Raw genomic sequence first — 13,990 nt, forward strand, 5'->3', positions numbered from 1 at the left:
GTCCTTCGGTGATGCAGGTTTGCGTGAACGGCGCCCGCGGCGCGAGCGATGGTGCGTCGATCCCGTTGTCACCCGGGGCGATGGCCGAGTCCGTGGCACAAGCTGTCGCGGCCGGTGCTCGGGATGTCCATGTACACCCCAAGTCCCCTTGTGGACAAGACACGTTGGCGCCACGTGCGGTTGCGGCCACGCTCGAAGCGGTGCGTTCCACCGCATCGGTACCGGTCGGCGTGACCACGGGCGCCTGGGCCGAGCCGGACCCCGCACAGCGGGTGGCGCGGATCCGCGCGTGGACGGTGCTGCCCGACCACGCGTCGGTGAACTGGCACGAGCCCGGCGCGGAGGCGGTGGCCGAGGCGCTCCTGGACCGGGGGGTCGGCGTGGAGGCGGGCATCTGGTCCGGCACGGACGCCGCGGAACGCTTCGCGGCCTCCCCGCTCGGCCCGCGCGTCCTGCGGGTCCTCGCGGAGGTGACCGATCCCGACCCGGCCACGGCCCGCGACTCGGCCCGTGCCCTGATCGCCGTGATCGGCCGCGCGCACAGCCGCCCCGTCCTGCTGCACGGCGAGGAGGGCGGCACCTGGCCGGTACTGCGCCTCGCGGGTCGCCTGGGCCTCGCGACGCGGATCGGTCTGGAGGACACCCTGACCCTGCCGGACGGGGAACCCGCCGGGTCGAACGCCCAGTTGGTGTCGGCCGCGCTCTCGATAGCAGGTGGATATTCGATCGCTCCAGCGGTTTGCCGTCGGCAGAGTTGACGTCGATGACAGACATCTGCGCGTGCCGACACGGCGCGTAGAACCAAGGAGCCCGCCCCATGTCGACGCTGCGCGTCACCGCCGAAGTGCTGACCGTCCACGAGCATCCCAACGCCGACGCCCTCGAACTCGCCCAGGTGGGCCTGTACCGCGCGGTCGTCGCCAAGGGCGCGTACCGCACGGGTGACGTGGCGCTCTACATCCCCGAGCAGTCCGTGCTGCCCGCGGAGTTGATCGAGGAGCTGGGGCTCACCGGACGGCTGGCGGGCGGCAAGTCGGACCGGGTCAAGGCGGTACGGCTGCGGGGCGAGCTGTCCCAGGGCATCGTGTGCAGGCCGCGGGCGCTCGCGGAGGTCGACCTGGCACGGGCCGCGGCCGACGGCACGGACTTCGCGGAGCGTCTCGGTGTCCTGAAGTGGGTGCCGCCGATACCGCCCACCATGAACGGTGACGTCGAGTCCGCGCCGGATCTGCTGCCGTGGGTGGACATCGAGAACATCCAGCGATACCCCGATGTCTTCGCTCCGGGCGAGGCCGTGGTGGTCACGGAGAAGCTGCACGGTTCCGCGTGCCTGCTGACGTACGTGGCGGACGAGGGCGGCCGGGTGCACGTCTCATCGAAGGGCTTCGGCTCCAAGTCCCTCGCGCTGAAGGAGGATCCGCGCAATCTCTACTGGCGCGCGGTCCACGGTCACGAAGTCGCGGCGGTGGCCGCCTCGCTGGCACAGCGGCTCGGCGCGCGCCGGGTCGGCATCTTCGGCGAGGTGTACGGAGCGGGGGTTCAGGACCTGACGTACGGCGCGGACGGGCGCCGCGAGACGCTCGGCTACGCGGTCTTCGACGTGAGCGCCGACATCGACGGCGAGGTCCGGTGGCTCGACCCCGCGGCGCTGCTGGAGGGCGAACTGCCCCTGGTGCCACGCCTGTACGAGGGGCCGTACGACGCCGAGCGCGTCCTGGAGGTGGCGACGGGACGGGAGACGGTGTCGGGCCGCGCCCTGCATCTGCGCGAGGGCGTCGTGATCCGCCCCGCGGTCGAGCGGTACTCCCCCGTGACCGGGGGCCGCGCCATCGCCAAGGCGGTCAGCGCCGCCTATCTGACGCGCAAGGGCGGCACGGAGTTCGAGTAACTCCCCGGCCGGGGCGGGCGGTCCGGGATCACGCCCCGGGCCGGCGCTCCGCCAGCAGACGGGAGCCGGTGAGGCGGTCGCCGAAGACGTCGTCGGGGTTGGAGAGCACGCACGTCTCCAGGGAGAGGCAGCCGCAGCCGATGCAGTCCGTGAGGTGATCGCGCAGTCGGCCCAACTGCTTGATGCGCTCGTCCAGTTCCGATCGCCAGGTCTCCGAGAGGCGTGCCCAGTCCTCGCGGGTGGGCGTGCGCTCCTCGGGGAGCGAGTCGAGCGCCTCGCGGATCGTGGCGAGCGGGATGCCGACACGCTGGGCGGCGCGGACGAAGGCGACACGGCGCAGCGCGTCCCGGTGATAGCGGCGCTGGTTGCCCGAGGTGCGACGGCTGGTGATCAGGCCCTTGGACTCGTAGAAATGCAGGGCGGACACGGCCGCACCGCTGCGGGCCGAGAGCTGGCCGACGGTGAGCTCGTGGATCTTCTCTGGGATCTGGGGCACCCGCCCAAGCCTAATGGCCCACCCCTCGGCCGTGCCGACCCCTCCGATCGGCCGCTCCGTTGACACACGTCGGCGCACCCAGCATGCTGAGCAAGCGCTTAGTTCGAATACTTTGAGGAGGCCAGGGACATGGCAGAGCCGAGGATCTTCGCGTCGGCCGACGACCTGCGTGCCGGAGTCGGCGAGCAGCTCGGGTACAGCGAGTGGCTGGAGGTCGACCAGAAGCGGATCGACCTGTTCGCCGACGCCACGGGCGACCACCAGTGGATCCACGTGGACGCGGAGAAGGCGGCCCAGGGTCCCTTCAGGACGACCATCGCGCACGGCTATCTGACGCTGTCGCTGCTGCCGAGCCTGGTGCCGCAGGTGATGCGGGTCGAGGGCATGAAGATGGGCGTCAACTACGGCACCAACAAGGTCCGCTTCCCCTCGCCGGTGCCCTCGGGCTCCCGGGTGCGGGCGACCGCCGTGCTGACGGAGGTCGAGGAGACCAAGGACGGCGGCGTGCAGATCACGGCCAAGGTCACCGTCGAGCGCGAGGGCGGCGACAAGCCCGCCTGCGTCGCGGAGTCGGTGTCCCGCTACTACTTCTGAGCTCCGACCATCCGCAGCACGAGGTCGGCGTAGAGTGCGCCGACCTCGTCGGGCGTCCGGGTGCCCGCGACGTTGAACCAGCGGGCCACGTCGATGCAGAGCGAGAGCACGGCCAGCGTGGTGCCCGGCACGTCGGGGACGTCGAACTCCCCGTCCCGCACCCCGTCGTTGATCATGTCCCGCACAGTGGCGTCCGACTGGCGGCGCAGCGCGACGATCTCCGCGCGGTGCTCGTCGCCGAGCGCGTCCAGCTCGTACTGGACCACGCGGGCGGTGGTGTGATGGTCCGCGTGCCAGCGGACGAAGGACCGTACGGCGTCGGCGAGCCGCTCCGCCGCGCTGCCCGGACCGTCCGCCGCGGTGCGCAGGACCCGAAGGGCCTTGTCGTGGCCGATCCGGCTGATGCGGTGGAGCAGCTCTTCCTTGGTCTTGTAGTGGATGTAGAGCGCCGCGGGGCTCATGCCGGCGCGGCCGGCGATGTCCCGGGTCGTCGTCGCGTGGTACCCACGCTCGGCGAAGGCCTCGACGGCGGCGACCAGCAGCCGCCGCGCCGCATCGGGCGTGACCTCGCCCCATGGCAGGTCCTCGCCCTCGGTCTGCTCCGCCGTGCTCATCGCCCACTCCTTCCGCCGGTCGGGAGGGACACCATACCCCTGACGGTGAGCAAGCGCTTAGGGAGCCGTCAGGCCACCGGCTTGAACGGGTCGTGTTCGGCGAGGATCTTCTCCAGGCGGGCCTGGTCGACGCGGCTGACGAGCTGGTCCGCCTCCTGTCTGTCCCTGACCACCTTGGCGAGGGTGAACGCGGACGTCGTCAGGTACAGGACGGAGATGGCGAGGAAGGCGCGGATCCAGCCGCTGACGTCGAGGCTGTAGATGCCGATCGCCACGGCGGCGAGCGCCACGGCGAACGATGCGACGGCCTGACCGTAGTAGGCGGTGGTGCTCTGCTGCTTGACCGGTGTCTCACTCATGATCAGAGCTTCGGCCGTGAGCGGCGGCGCCACATCCGCTCGCGTACTCACCTTGCGTACTCAGTTCGAGCCGCGTTCAGAACGCGGAGACCCCCGTCAGCGCGCGCCCGATGACCAGCTTCTGGATCTGGCTGGTGCCTTCGTAGAGCGTCATCACGCGCGCGTCGCGCAGCAGCTTGCCCGCGGGGTACTCGTCGATGTAGCCGTAGCCGCCGAAGACCTGGAGCGCGTTGTTGGCGGCGCGCACCGCGGCCTCGGAGGCGAACAGCTTGGCCTTGGAGGACTCCGTGGTGAAGGGCTGCCCGCGGTCGATGAGGTCGGCGACCCGCCAGGTCAGCAGGCGCGCGGCGTCCACGTCCACCGCGATGTCACTGATCAGCTCCTGCACCAGCTGGTGTCCCGCGATGGGCTTGCCGAACTGCTCGCGCTCGGTCGCGTACGTCACCGCCGCGTCGAGGGCGGCCTGGGCGATGCCCACGCACCCGGCGGCGACCGACATCCGTCCCTTGGCGAGCGCCGACATGGCGACCGAGAAACCCTTGCCCTCGGGCGCCATCATGGCCGACGCCGGTACGCGGACGTCTTCGAGGACCAGCTCGGCGGTGGCCTGGCCGCGCAGGCCGAGCTTGCCGTGGATAGTACGGCGGCTCAGGCCCGGAGTGTCGGTCGGCACGAGGAAGGCGGAGACACCCTTGTGTCCGGGGGCGTCGTTCGTCCGGGCGAAGAGCAGCACGACGTCGGCCCATGTGCCGTTCGTGATGAACATCTTCGAGCCGTTGATGACGTAGTCGCCGCCGTCGCGCACGGCCTTCGTCGAGAGGTTCCCCGCGTCGGAACCGGTGCCCGGCTCGGTGAGCCCGAAGCAGCCGACGTACTCACCGGAGGTGAGTCCGGGCAGCCACTGCCGCTTCTGCTCCTCGCTCCCCCAATACGCGATGGTCTTGGCCACGAGTCCCAGCGAGACCGACACGATGCCGCGCACGGAGGAGTCGCCGCGCCCCAGCTCCTCGGTCACCAGGCAGTACGCGAGGTGGTCGCCGCCCGAGCCGCCGTACTCCTCGTCGACGGTGAGCCCGAGGAAGCCGACCTCGCCGAGCTTCTTCACGATCGCCCGGTCCACGCTCTCCGCGCGGTCCCATTCGATGACGTGGGGCGCGATCTCGCGGCTCACGAAGTCCTTGGCGAGCTGCCGTACGGCGGTCTGCTCCTCGCTGAGCTCCAGATTCATCGCGTGGCACCTCTTCGGTTCGGCTCTTGGGCCCAGTCTGCGGGTCGGTCTTCTGCCGGGATTTAAATTAGCACTGCTAGTTTATTGCGGCAGCCCTACTATGTGCCGCATGGCCCGACCGCGCAAGCCCATCCTCAGCAGAGAACGCATCGTCGACACGGCGCGCGCGCTCGTGGACACCGAGGGCCTCGCGGCCGTCTCGACCCGCCGCCTCGCCGCCGAGCTCGGGGTCAGCGGGCCTTCGCTCTACAACCACTTCCGCACGAAGGACGAGATCCTGGAGGCGGTCGCGGACTCGGTGAGCGCGCAGGTCGACCTGTCGATGTTCGAGGCCGCCGACGAGCGCGACTGGCGGACGGCGCTGCACGACTGGGCCGTCTCGTACCGCGCGGCGCTCACTGTGCACCCCAACATCGTTCCGGTGCTCGCGAGCGGCCCCGGCCGCCGGCCGGCCGGACTGCGGCTCGCGGACGCGGTGTTCGGGGCGATGGTCGACGCGGGCTGGCCGGCCGCGCAGGCCACGTCGATCGGCGCGCTGATGCGTTACTTCATCATGGGCTCGGCGCTCGGCTCCTTCGCGGGCGGCTTCGTGGACGACGCGACCGCGTACGATCCCGCCGACTATCCCCACCTGGGCCAGGCCCACCTTCTCGCCGAACGTCAGCAAGAGGTCGACGAGCGGGCGTTCGAGGCGGGTCTGCGCGCGCTGCTCGACGGACTCGCCCTCCAGTACACGCAGGTGGCGGCGCCGACGGCGTGACGGGCCCACCGCGGTCTCGCGGCACACGGGCGGGTGGTTGTAAGGTGCATCCGTCTTGTCGGGGGAAACACGGACGTAACACGGGAGTGAGCCGTGCGGCACTCAACGGATGCCAGTCGTCCGCTCTTCGGCGCGCAGGTCTTCGCCGCTCAAGTCCTGCGGGGCCAGGCGCAGGTCACCTTCCTGCCCAGCGCGGTGGCGGGGGCGCTCTTCTGCGTGGCGCTCTTCGCGGCGGGCTGGGAGTACGGGCTCTACGGCCTTGCGGGGACAGCGGTCGGTACGGGCACGGCGCTGCTCCTCGGGGCGGCGCGGGACCGGGTGACGACCGGGCTCGAAGGCTTCAACGCCTGCCTCACCGCGTTGTGTTTCGCGGTGTTCCTCGGCGCCGGGCATCTGTCGACGGCCGTGCTCGCCCTCGCGGGCTGCGTGGTGGTCACGGTCGTGACGGCGGCGGCCAGCAATTTCCTCGCCGTCTGGGGCCTGCCCTCGCTCACGCTCCCGTACTGCCTGCTCGCGAGCGTGACGACGATGGCGGCGCCCGGCTTCGAGCGGGTCTGGCACCACAGGGTCGACCCGGCGGCGCTGACGCAGGCGGCGAGCGGTCCGACGGCGATCGAACCCGCCGATCTGGCGCGGGCGTTCCTCGCGGGCTTCGCCCAGATCTTCTTCATGCCGCAGTGGTACGTCGGTGCGCTGGTGCTCGTCGGCCTCTTCGTCGCGAGCCGTCGCGCGGGTGCCGTGGCCTGCCTCGGCAGCCTGACGGGCATCGGCACCGCCATCGCGCTCGGGGCGCCGGCCGCGCGGATCGCGGACGGCACGATGGGATACAACGCGGTGCTCGTGGCACTCGCGCTGTGCGGCGTCTTCTTGCCCGTCCGGGGCATCACCCTCGCGTACGCGCTCGTGGGCGCCGCCACCGCGACCATCGGGGGTTCGGCCCTGACGGCGCTCCTCGCCCCGTCCGGCGGGCACGCGTTCACCTGGCCGTTCGTGCTGACGACCCTCGCGTTCCTGGCGGCGGCGAAGTCGTTCTCGCGCCTGGGCAAACCGGCCGCGGCGCCGTCGGCCCGGACGGGGCCGCAGCCGGTCACGAACGCCGCCGTCAGCGCGAACTCGCCCGCCCCGCAAGCACCTTGATGGAGATCAGAGCGATCACCGCGAGGCCGATGATGTAGGCGGCGACGGCCATCGATGTACCCGTCGCCTCCAGGAGCAGCACCATCACGAACGGAGCGAGACCGCCGCCGAACACGGCCGCGATCTGGTAGCCGAGCGAGGCTCCCGTGTAGCGCATCTCGGCCGTGAACAACTCGGCGAACAGCGCGGCCTGCGGCCCGTACATGATGCTGAGGAAGCAGCTGGTGACGAAGGTGCCGACGGCCAGCCACAGCAGTGAACCGGTGTCGATGAGCAGGAACATCGGCACGGCCCAGACCGCGAGCCCCGCGGCGCCGATGGCGTAGATCCTCAGCCGTCCGATGCGGTCGGAGAGCGCGGCGGACGCCGGGATCAGGGCGAGTTGGGTGAGGCTGACGCAGAGCGAGACGGTGAGGACCGCGCTGCGTTTCATGTCGAGTTCGCGGGTGGTGTAGTCGAGGACGCCGGTGATGATGATGTAGAAGGTGGCGGTGTTCACCGCGAACGAGCCACCGGCCAGGAAGACCGTGCCGAGGTGGTGGCGGAGGATGGTGCGCAGGGGCGAGTTGCCCTCTTCGCCGCCTGCGCCCTTCTGCGCCTTCTCCTTCTCGGCGAGTGCCCTCTCCGCCTCGCGGAACTCGGGGGTCTCCTCCACGCGCGTGTGGATGTACCAGGCGAGCACGAGCACGAGGAGCCCGACCATGAAGGGCACCCGCCAGCCCCACGCCTCGAAGGTGCTCTCGCTGGTGACGGCACCGGCGATCAGGAAGACCGTGTTGGCGGTCACCACGCCGATGGGGACGCCGAGTTGGACCAGGCTGCCGTAGAGGCCGCGCTTGCCCTCGGGGGCGTACTCGGTGGCCATCAGCATCGCGCCGCCCCACTGCGCGCCGACCGCGATGCCCTGGAGGACGCGGAGGGTGACGAGGAGGATCGGCGCGGCGATGCCGACCGTCTCGTACGTGGGAAGCAGGCCGATGCCCGTGGTGGAAAGGCCCATCAGGGTCAGCGCGAGGACCAGCATGGGCTTGCGGCCCCGCTTGTCGCCGAGGTGACCGGCGATGATGCCGCCGACGGGCCGGGCCAGGAACCCGACGGCGAAGGTGGCGAACGCGGCGAGGACTCCGGCGGACGAACTGCCGGAGGGGAAGTACAGGTCGCCGAGGACGAGGGCCGCGGCGATGCCGAAGACGAAGTAGTCGTACCACTCGACGGCCGAGGCGAGCGCGGCCGCGGTGGCCACCTTGCGGCGGTGGGGGTCCGCCGGTGACGCGGGAGCGGGAGCGGAGAGGGGGGTTACGGAGGACGGTGCGGGGTCCATGCGGTTGCACACTCCGGTGGGTCCGGGGACGGGACGGGGGGTGGGCGTGTGATTGCAGGGACCGTACCGACCGGTGGGTATGTGGTCAACGGTTCACGCAGGGGGTTTCCTTCCCCGACCCCGCCCCTTCCCGAAAACCCGGCTCCGCCGGGACCGATGCCTACCGTCGATCACCGGCTTCGCCGAGTTCGTCCTCAAACGCCGGACGGGCTGAGAACGCCTAGAACACCACCAACGCCCGCCCGCCCTTCCCCGCGACCATGTTCTCGAAGGCCGCCGGGATGCCGTCCAGAGCGATACGGTCCGTCACCAGGCCGCTCAGATCGAACCGCCCCGCCCGGATGTGGTCCGCCAGGACCGGCAGATCCGCCGCCGGGTCGGAGTTCCCGTACACGCAGCCCGTGAGCGTCCGGCCCCAGTGGAAGATCTCCAGGGCGTTGAAGGTGACCTGCTGGTCCTTGCCGCCGATGCCGACCACCGTCGTACGCCCGCCGCGCCGCGTGGACTCCCAGGCGGTACGGATCGTCACCGCGCGCCCGACGCACTCCACCGCCACGTCCACACCCTGGCCACCCGTCAGCTTGCGGATGTCCTTCGCCGTCGTCTCGGAGGCCACCACGTACTCCGTCGCTCCCGCCGACCGCGCCAACTCCTCCTTCGCCGGGGACACATCGACCGCGATGATCTTCGAGGCGCCGGCGATCCGTGCCGCCTGAAGCGTGGCGAGGCCCACGCCCCCGACGCCGTGGACCGCCACCGTCTCGCCCTCGCGGACCTTCGCCGAGTGGTGCACGGCGCCGTAACCGGTGAGCACGGCGCAGCCGAGGAGCGCCGCGTCCGTCAGCGGGACCCCGACCGGGGCCGGCAGCACGCAGTTGCCCGCGACCACCGTCTCTTCGGCGAACGCCGCTACGTTCAGGCCGGGGTGGAGGTCGGCGCCGTCCGACGCGCGGCGGGCGTACACGTCGGCGGCGCCGGCGAGCGCGTTCACGCACAGCCACACCTCTCCGAGCGTGCAGGCGTGACAACTGCCGCAGGACGGCGCCCAGTTGAGCACAACCTCGTCGCCTGGCGCGACGTGCGCGACCCCCTCACCCACGGACACGACCGTCCCCGCGCCCTCGTGCCCGAGGACGGCGGGCACGGGCACCCGCATCGTGCCGTTGGTCAGGGACAGGTCGGAATGGCAGACCCCGGCGGCGGCGAGACGCACCCGCACCTGGCCGGGCCCCGGCTCGGGCAGGTCGATCTCGGTGATCTCCAGGGGAGAGCCGACGGCGGGCAGAACAGCGGCGCGGACCACGGTGACGTACTCCTTGAAGGGCGGGTAGCGGAGGGTTCAGAACTGGAGGGACTTCGTCTGGAGGTACTCCGTGAGCCCGTGCGGGCCCAGCTCGCGTCCCACTCCCGACTGCTTGTAACCACCGAAGGGGGCAAGGGGGTTGAAGCTGCCGCCGTTGATGTCGACCTGGCCCGTGTCCATGCGGCGGGCGAACGCGATCGCCTCCGCGTCGTCGGCGGCCCAGACGGCGCCCGCGAGCCCGTACACGGTGCCGTTCGCGATCCGCAGGGCGTCGTCCTCGTCCTCGTACCTGATGATCGAGACGACCGGGCCGAAGATCTCCTCCTGCGCGATCGTCATCTCGGGGGTGACGTCGGCGAAGACCGTCGGCTGGACGAAGTAGCCCTGCTCGCGCGGTGCTTCGGAGCCGCCGGCCACCACGCGTGCGCCTTCCTCGACGCCCTTGTCGATGTAACCCCGCACGCGTGCCTGCTGCTTGGCGTTGACGACGGGGCCGATGCGGGAGCCGTACTTGGCGGCGGCGTCCGCCGCGAGCGAGACCGCCTCGTCGTAGCGCGCGGAGTCCACCAGCATGCGGGTCCACGCGCTGCACGTCTGGCCGGAGTTGGACATGACGTTGGCGACGCCGGCCTTGACGGCCTTGGTCAGGTCGGCGCTGGGCAGGATGACGTTGGCGGACTTGCCGCCGAGCTCCAGGGCCACGCGCTTGACCGCGGCGCCCGCGGTGGCGCCGATCTGCCTGCCGACCGCAGTCGAGCCGGTGAAGGAGACCAGGTCGACGCCCTCGTGCTCGGCGAGGGCCTGCCCCGCGACCGGACCGAGGCCCGTGACGAGGTTGAAGACACCGGCGGGGATGCCCGCGTCGTGCGCGGCCTCGGCGAAGAGCTGGGCGGTGAGCGGGGTGTCCTCGGCGGGCTTCAGGACCACCGTGCAGCCCGCGGCGAGCGCGGGGGCCACCTTGTTGACGATCTGGTGGAGGGGGTAGTTCCAGGGCGTGATCGCGCCGACCACACCGACCGGCTCCATGTAGACGGTGGAGTTGCCGATCTTCTCCTCGAAGGAGTATGTCGCCGCGAGCTCGGCGTACGAGCCCGAGACCAGGATCGGCACGCCCGCGTGCACCATCTCCGAGAACGGCAGGGGGGAGCCCAGCTCCGCCGTCACCGTCTCGGCGATCTCGTCCTTGCGGGCGACCAGCTGATCGCGCAGCGCCCCGATGAGCGCGCCGCGCTCGGCTGGCGGGGTCGCGGCCCAGGAGGGGAAGGCCTCGCGGGCGGCGCGCACCGCCGCGTCGATGTCCTGCGCCGTACCGGCGGGGACCTGTCCGACCGGCTGCTCGTCGGCCGGGTTCAGGACCGTGATGGTGTCCGTGCCGACGGCGGGCCGCCAGGCGCCGCCGATGTACATGCCGTCGTGGGCCTTCATCGCACTCCTCGAGTAGTCGTCCGCACGACTCACATGGTCGCCCGCACGTCGTCCACTCCAAACTAGCGCTGATAGTTTTTCGGCACCAGGGGGGTCGGGAGGGGTGGGTCCTGGGTAGGCCTCGCGGGCTCACGCCGCAGCCCCAGCCCGGCCGCCACCAGCAACAGCCCGCCCAGCATCACGAACGGCGCCGCCACGCCGGCGACCCCGGCGATCAGCCCGGCCCCGGCCGGCGCGGCGACCTGTCCGAGCCGGTTTCCGGTGAGCCGCAGCGCGAGCGCGGTGGAGCGTGCCCCCTCCGGGGCCGCCCGGACGACCGTCGTCATCGACAGCGGCTGTCCGACCCCCAGACAGAAGCCGAGCAGCACCAGCATCACCGCGAGCCCCCACACCGGCACCGGCAGCGCGACTCCCGCGCACAGCAGGGCGGCCAGCAGACACGTGACCACGATCAGCGCCGTACGGCCGAGCAGGTTGATCAGCGGCGTCATCACGAGCCGGCAGGCGATCGTCGCGGCGGCCCGCAGCGAGAGGAGCACGCCGACCGTCGCGGGCGCGATGCCCCGGTGCTCACCGACCACCGGCAGATAGGCCGTGAGGATGTCCGTGGCGGAGAGCACCGCGAGGCTGATGAAGATCCCCGCGGGCACACCGCGGGTGCGCAGGATGCCGAGCACCGGGACCCGGTCCCCGCGCTTCGACGATGCTCCGGCGGGCCCGGCGTGCTCGATGCGCCATAGCGAGGTGAGCGAGACCGCCGCGACCGCTCCGGAGACGAGCAGGGCGAGCGCGCTCGTACGGCCCATGTCCCCGCCGATGAGGGAGCCCGCGGCGATCGGCCCGACCAGCTGCCCGAGCGAGGCCCCGATCGTGAAGTGCCCGAAGTTGCGGTCCTGTTCGTCGGGGGCGGACTGCCGGGCGACGATCGACTGGGCGCCGATCACGAAGCAGAGGTGACCGAGGCCCATCAGGCCGCTCCAGGCGGCGAGCGCGCCGAGCGACCCCGCGGTGCCGCTGAGCGCGCACCCGCCGGCGATCAGCACGACGCCGACCGGAAGCAGCGGGGCGCACCGCCCGTGGTCCGTCCTGCGCCCGAGCGGCACGGCGGCGAAGAGCGGGAGCAGCGCGTACACGCCCGCGATGACGCCGATCGCCCGCTCGTCGGCGCCCAGCGAGAGGGCCCGGTAGGAGACGGCGGGACGCGCCATCGACACCGCCCCCTGCGCGAAGCTGAAGGCGATGACGAGGCGCAGCAACCAGGCGCGGCCCGGTGGCGACGGCAGCACCGGCGTCCATCGCATCAGATGATGCCGAAGAGGATTCCGGAGCCGAGCACCACGAGCGAGGTGAGCACGGCCCATTTGACGGTGAACTTGGTGTGGTCGCCGAACTCGACCTTCGCCATGCCGACGAGGACGTACACGGCGGGGACCAGCGGGCTCGACATGTGCAGGGCCTGGCCCGCGATCGAGGCGCGGGCGATCTCCAGGGTGCTGACGCCGTGCGCCTGGCCCGCCTCGGCGAGGACCGGCAGGACGCCGAAGTAGAAGCCGTCGTTCGACATGAAGTAGGTGAGCGGCAGCGAGAGAAGGCCGGTGACCAGGCCCATCTGCGGGCCCATGCCCTCCGGGATCGCGTCGACGAGCCAGGTGGCCATGTGGTCGACCATGCCGGTGCCCTGGAGGACGCCGGTGAAGACGGCGGCCGCGAAGACCATGCCGGTGACGTTGAGGACGTTCTCCGCGTGGGCGGCGATACGGGCCTTCTGGTCGGGCATGTGCGGGAAGTTGATGGTCAGGGCGAGCGCGGCGCCGAGCAGGAAGAGGACCGGGATCGGCAGCCACTCCATGATCATGGCGGTGAGCAGGACCACGGTGAGGCCGGCGTTGAACCAGTAGAGCTTGGGGCGCAGGGTGGAGCGGTTCGGGTCGAGTCCCTGGAAGCCGTCGTCCTCGTCGGCGTCGTCGGAGGCGTCGGAGGCGTCGGAGGCGTCGGAGGCGTCCGTGCCGGAACCCGCGCCCGCTCCCCCGGTGGTCTTCTTGGTGAGCGACATGCGCCCGCCGTTTCCGGTGCCGCCACCCGCGCCCACCAGGACCGTCTCGTTCGCCGTCTCCTTCTCCAGGACCTCGTCCAGGGAGAGCATGCCGAGCCGCTTGCGCTCCCGAAGGCCCAGTGCGTAAGCGAGCAGGAAGACGCAGACGAGGCCCATGGCGAGCGCCGGGATCATCGGCACGAAGATGTCGGCCGCGTCGACCTTGAGCGCGGTCGCGGCGCGGGCCGTGGGGCCGCCCCAGGGCAGGGTGTTCATGACGCCGTTGGCGGTGGCCGCGACGCCCGTCATGACGACGAGGCTCATCTTGAGGCGTTTGTAGAGCGGATACATCGCCGAGACCGTGATCATGAAGGTCGTCGAGCCGTCGCCGTCCAGCGAGACGATCGCGGCGAGCAGCGCGGTGCCGACCACGATGCGCACCGGGTCCGCCTTGCAGAAGCGCAGGATGCCCCGGACGATCGGGTCGAAGAGGCCGACGTCGATCATGACGCCGAAGTACACGATGGCGAACATGAGCATGGCCGCCGTGGGCGCCAGATTCCCGACGCCTTCGAGGACGTAGTCCCCGAGATGGGCTCCCTTTCCTACGAACACGCAGAAGAGCGCGGGGATCAGCACCAGTGCCGCGATCGGCGACATCTTCTTCATCATGATCAGCACCAGGAAGGTGGCGATCATGACGAATCCGAGGATTGTCAGCATGGGGGCTACCTAACGTTCACCATCGAACTCCCACCAGGTCTGGCGGTCCGGTTGACGTTAGGACCCGTTCTCAAGCGTTAACAAGATGTTGACGTGTGAGCAATAAGCGC

14 protein-coding genes are annotated in these 13,990 nt (G+C 70.9%); 5 read left to right on the top strand and 9 right to left on the bottom strand.

What is annotated here, in order from left to right; all coding sequences use genetic code 11:
- The first annotated feature begins 8 nt into the window (after positions 1–8).
- On the top strand, positions 9–758 hold the full coding sequence (locus tag ACIBCK_RS20555; RefSeq protein WP_399392091.1) for a 3-keto-5-aminohexanoate cleavage protein: 750 nt from the start codon (positions 9–11) through the stop codon (positions 756–758).
- A gap of 59 nt (positions 759–817) precedes the next feature.
- Positions 818–1,888: an RNA ligase (ATP) gene (locus tag ACIBCK_RS20560; protein WP_399392093.1), complete on the top strand. Its 1,071-nt coding sequence runs from the start codon at positions 818–820 to the stop codon at positions 1,886–1,888.
- A 28-nt stretch (positions 1,889–1,916) separates the two neighbouring features.
- On the opposite strand, the gene soxR is transcribed toward ACIBCK_RS20560, so the two are convergent.
- Complete coding sequence (gene soxR / locus ACIBCK_RS20565; RefSeq protein ID WP_399392094.1) at positions 1,917–2,384, bottom strand: redox-sensitive transcriptional activator SoxR; 468 nt, start codon at positions 2,382–2,384, stop codon at positions 1,917–1,919.
- A gap of 129 nt (positions 2,385–2,513) precedes the next feature.
- Between soxR and ACIBCK_RS20570 the strand changes: the two genes are divergently transcribed.
- Positions 2,514–2,978, top strand: a complete 465-nt coding sequence (locus ACIBCK_RS20570; RefSeq protein WP_399392096.1) for a MaoC family dehydratase — start codon at positions 2,514–2,516, stop codon at positions 2,976–2,978.
- On the opposite strand, the gene ACIBCK_RS20575 is transcribed toward ACIBCK_RS20570, so the two are convergent.
- The 3 genes from ACIBCK_RS20575 to ACIBCK_RS20585 all read right to left on the bottom strand — a co-directional run bounded on the left by ACIBCK_RS20575 (position 2,969) and on the right by ACIBCK_RS20585 (position 5,179).
- Positions 2,969–3,592 (bottom strand): TetR/AcrR family transcriptional regulator, encoded by a 624-nt coding sequence (locus ACIBCK_RS20575; RefSeq protein WP_399392098.1) that lies wholly within the window; start codon positions 3,590–3,592, stop codon positions 2,969–2,971. The genes ACIBCK_RS20570 and ACIBCK_RS20575 overlap by 10 nt on opposite strands.
- 68 nt (positions 3,593–3,660) lie before the next feature.
- Positions 3,661–3,951, bottom strand: coding sequence for a YiaA/YiaB family inner membrane protein (locus tag ACIBCK_RS20580; protein WP_399392100.1), 291 nt, complete (start codon positions 3,949–3,951; stop codon positions 3,661–3,663).
- Between the two features lie 76 nt (positions 3,952–4,027).
- Positions 4,028–5,179, bottom strand: a complete 1,152-nt coding sequence (locus ACIBCK_RS20585; RefSeq protein WP_399392102.1) for an acyl-CoA dehydrogenase family protein — start codon at positions 5,177–5,179, stop codon at positions 4,028–4,030.
- 109 nt (positions 5,180–5,288) lie between these two features.
- On the opposite strand from ACIBCK_RS20585, the gene ACIBCK_RS20590 reads away from it, so the two are divergent.
- Together ACIBCK_RS20590 and ACIBCK_RS20595 are read left to right on the top strand one after the other, a co-directional pair.
- Positions 5,289–5,939 carry a TetR/AcrR family transcriptional regulator gene (locus ACIBCK_RS20590; protein ID WP_399392104.1) on the top strand — a complete coding sequence of 217 codons (651 nt, stop codon included), beginning with the start codon at positions 5,289–5,291 and terminating at the stop codon, positions 5,937–5,939.
- A 93-nt stretch (positions 5,940–6,032) separates the two neighbouring features.
- Positions 6,033–7,076 carry an urea transporter gene (locus ACIBCK_RS20595; protein WP_399392106.1) on the top strand — a complete coding sequence of 348 codons (1,044 nt, stop codon included), beginning with the start codon at positions 6,033–6,035 and terminating at the stop codon, positions 7,074–7,076.
- Here the strand turns inward: ACIBCK_RS20595 and ACIBCK_RS20600 are convergent.
- The 5 genes from ACIBCK_RS20600 to ACIBCK_RS20620 all read right to left on the bottom strand — a co-directional run bounded on the left by ACIBCK_RS20600 (position 7,042) and on the right by ACIBCK_RS20620 (position 13,880).
- The gene (locus ACIBCK_RS20600; RefSeq protein ID WP_399392108.1) at positions 7,042–8,397 is read right to left on the bottom strand and encodes an MFS transporter; all 1,356 of its coding nucleotides are present in this window, start codon (positions 8,395–8,397) and stop codon (positions 7,042–7,044) included. The two genes, ACIBCK_RS20595 and ACIBCK_RS20600, sit on opposite strands and share 35 nt — an antisense overlap.
- A gap of 220 nt (positions 8,398–8,617) precedes the next feature.
- Positions 8,618–9,700 (bottom strand): Zn-dependent alcohol dehydrogenase, encoded by a 1,083-nt coding sequence (locus ACIBCK_RS20605; RefSeq protein ID WP_399392110.1) that lies wholly within the window; start codon positions 9,698–9,700, stop codon positions 8,618–8,620.
- Between the two features lie 36 nt (positions 9,701–9,736).
- Positions 9,737–11,125 (bottom strand): aldehyde dehydrogenase family protein, encoded by a 1,389-nt coding sequence (locus tag ACIBCK_RS20610; protein ID WP_399392112.1) that lies wholly within the window; start codon positions 11,123–11,125, stop codon positions 9,737–9,739.
- A gap of 62 nt (positions 11,126–11,187) precedes the next feature.
- Positions 11,188–12,426, bottom strand: a complete 1,239-nt coding sequence (locus tag ACIBCK_RS20615; protein ID WP_399392114.1) for an MFS transporter — start codon at positions 12,424–12,426, stop codon at positions 11,188–11,190.
- Entirely contained in the window at positions 12,426–13,880 is a 1,455-nt protein-coding gene (locus tag ACIBCK_RS20620) for a CitMHS family transporter (protein WP_399392116.1), read from the bottom strand. Before ACIBCK_RS20620 ends, ACIBCK_RS20615 begins: the two co-directional genes overlap by 1 nt.
- Positions 13,881–13,990 lie beyond the last annotated feature (110 nt).

Source organism: Streptomyces sp. NPDC051218, from assembly GCF_044455475.1.
GTDB lineage: Bacteria > Actinomycetota > Actinomycetes > Streptomycetales > Streptomycetaceae > Streptomyces.

Bases quoted from the DNA above. Each gene is read 5' to 3' on its own strand.
- ACIBCK_RS20585 (WP_399392102.1), bottom strand. From the start codon at position 5,179: ATGAATCTGGAGCTCAGCGAGGAGCAGACCGCCGTACGGCAGCTCGCC.
- ACIBCK_RS20570 (WP_399392096.1), top strand. From the start codon at position 2,514: ATGGCAGAGCCGAGGATCTTCGCGTCGGCCGACGACCTGCGTGCCGGA.
- ACIBCK_RS20610 (WP_399392112.1), bottom strand. From the start codon at position 11,125: ATGAAGGCCCACGACGGCATGTACATCGGCGGCGCCTGGCGGCCCGCC.
- ACIBCK_RS20615 (WP_399392114.1), bottom strand. From the start codon at position 12,426: ATGCGATGGACGCCGGTGCTGCCGTCGCCACCGGGCCGCGCCTGGTTG.
- ACIBCK_RS20620 (WP_399392116.1), bottom strand. From the start codon at position 13,880: ATGCTGACAATCCTCGGATTCGTCATGATCGCCACCTTCCTGGTGCTG.
- ACIBCK_RS20580 (WP_399392100.1), bottom strand. From the start codon at position 3,951: ATGAGTGAGACACCGGTCAAGCAGCAGAGCACCACCGCCTACTACGGT.
- ACIBCK_RS20590 (WP_399392104.1), top strand. From the start codon at position 5,289: ATGGCCCGACCGCGCAAGCCCATCCTCAGCAGAGAACGCATCGTCGAC.
- ACIBCK_RS20575 (WP_399392098.1), bottom strand. From the start codon at position 3,592: ATGAGCACGGCGGAGCAGACCGAGGGCGAGGACCTGCCATGGGGCGAG.
- ACIBCK_RS20560 (WP_399392093.1), top strand. From the start codon at position 818: ATGTCGACGCTGCGCGTCACCGCCGAAGTGCTGACCGTCCACGAGCAT.
- ACIBCK_RS20600 (WP_399392108.1), bottom strand. From the start codon at position 8,397: ATGGACCCCGCACCGTCCTCCGTAACCCCCCTCTCCGCTCCCGCTCCC.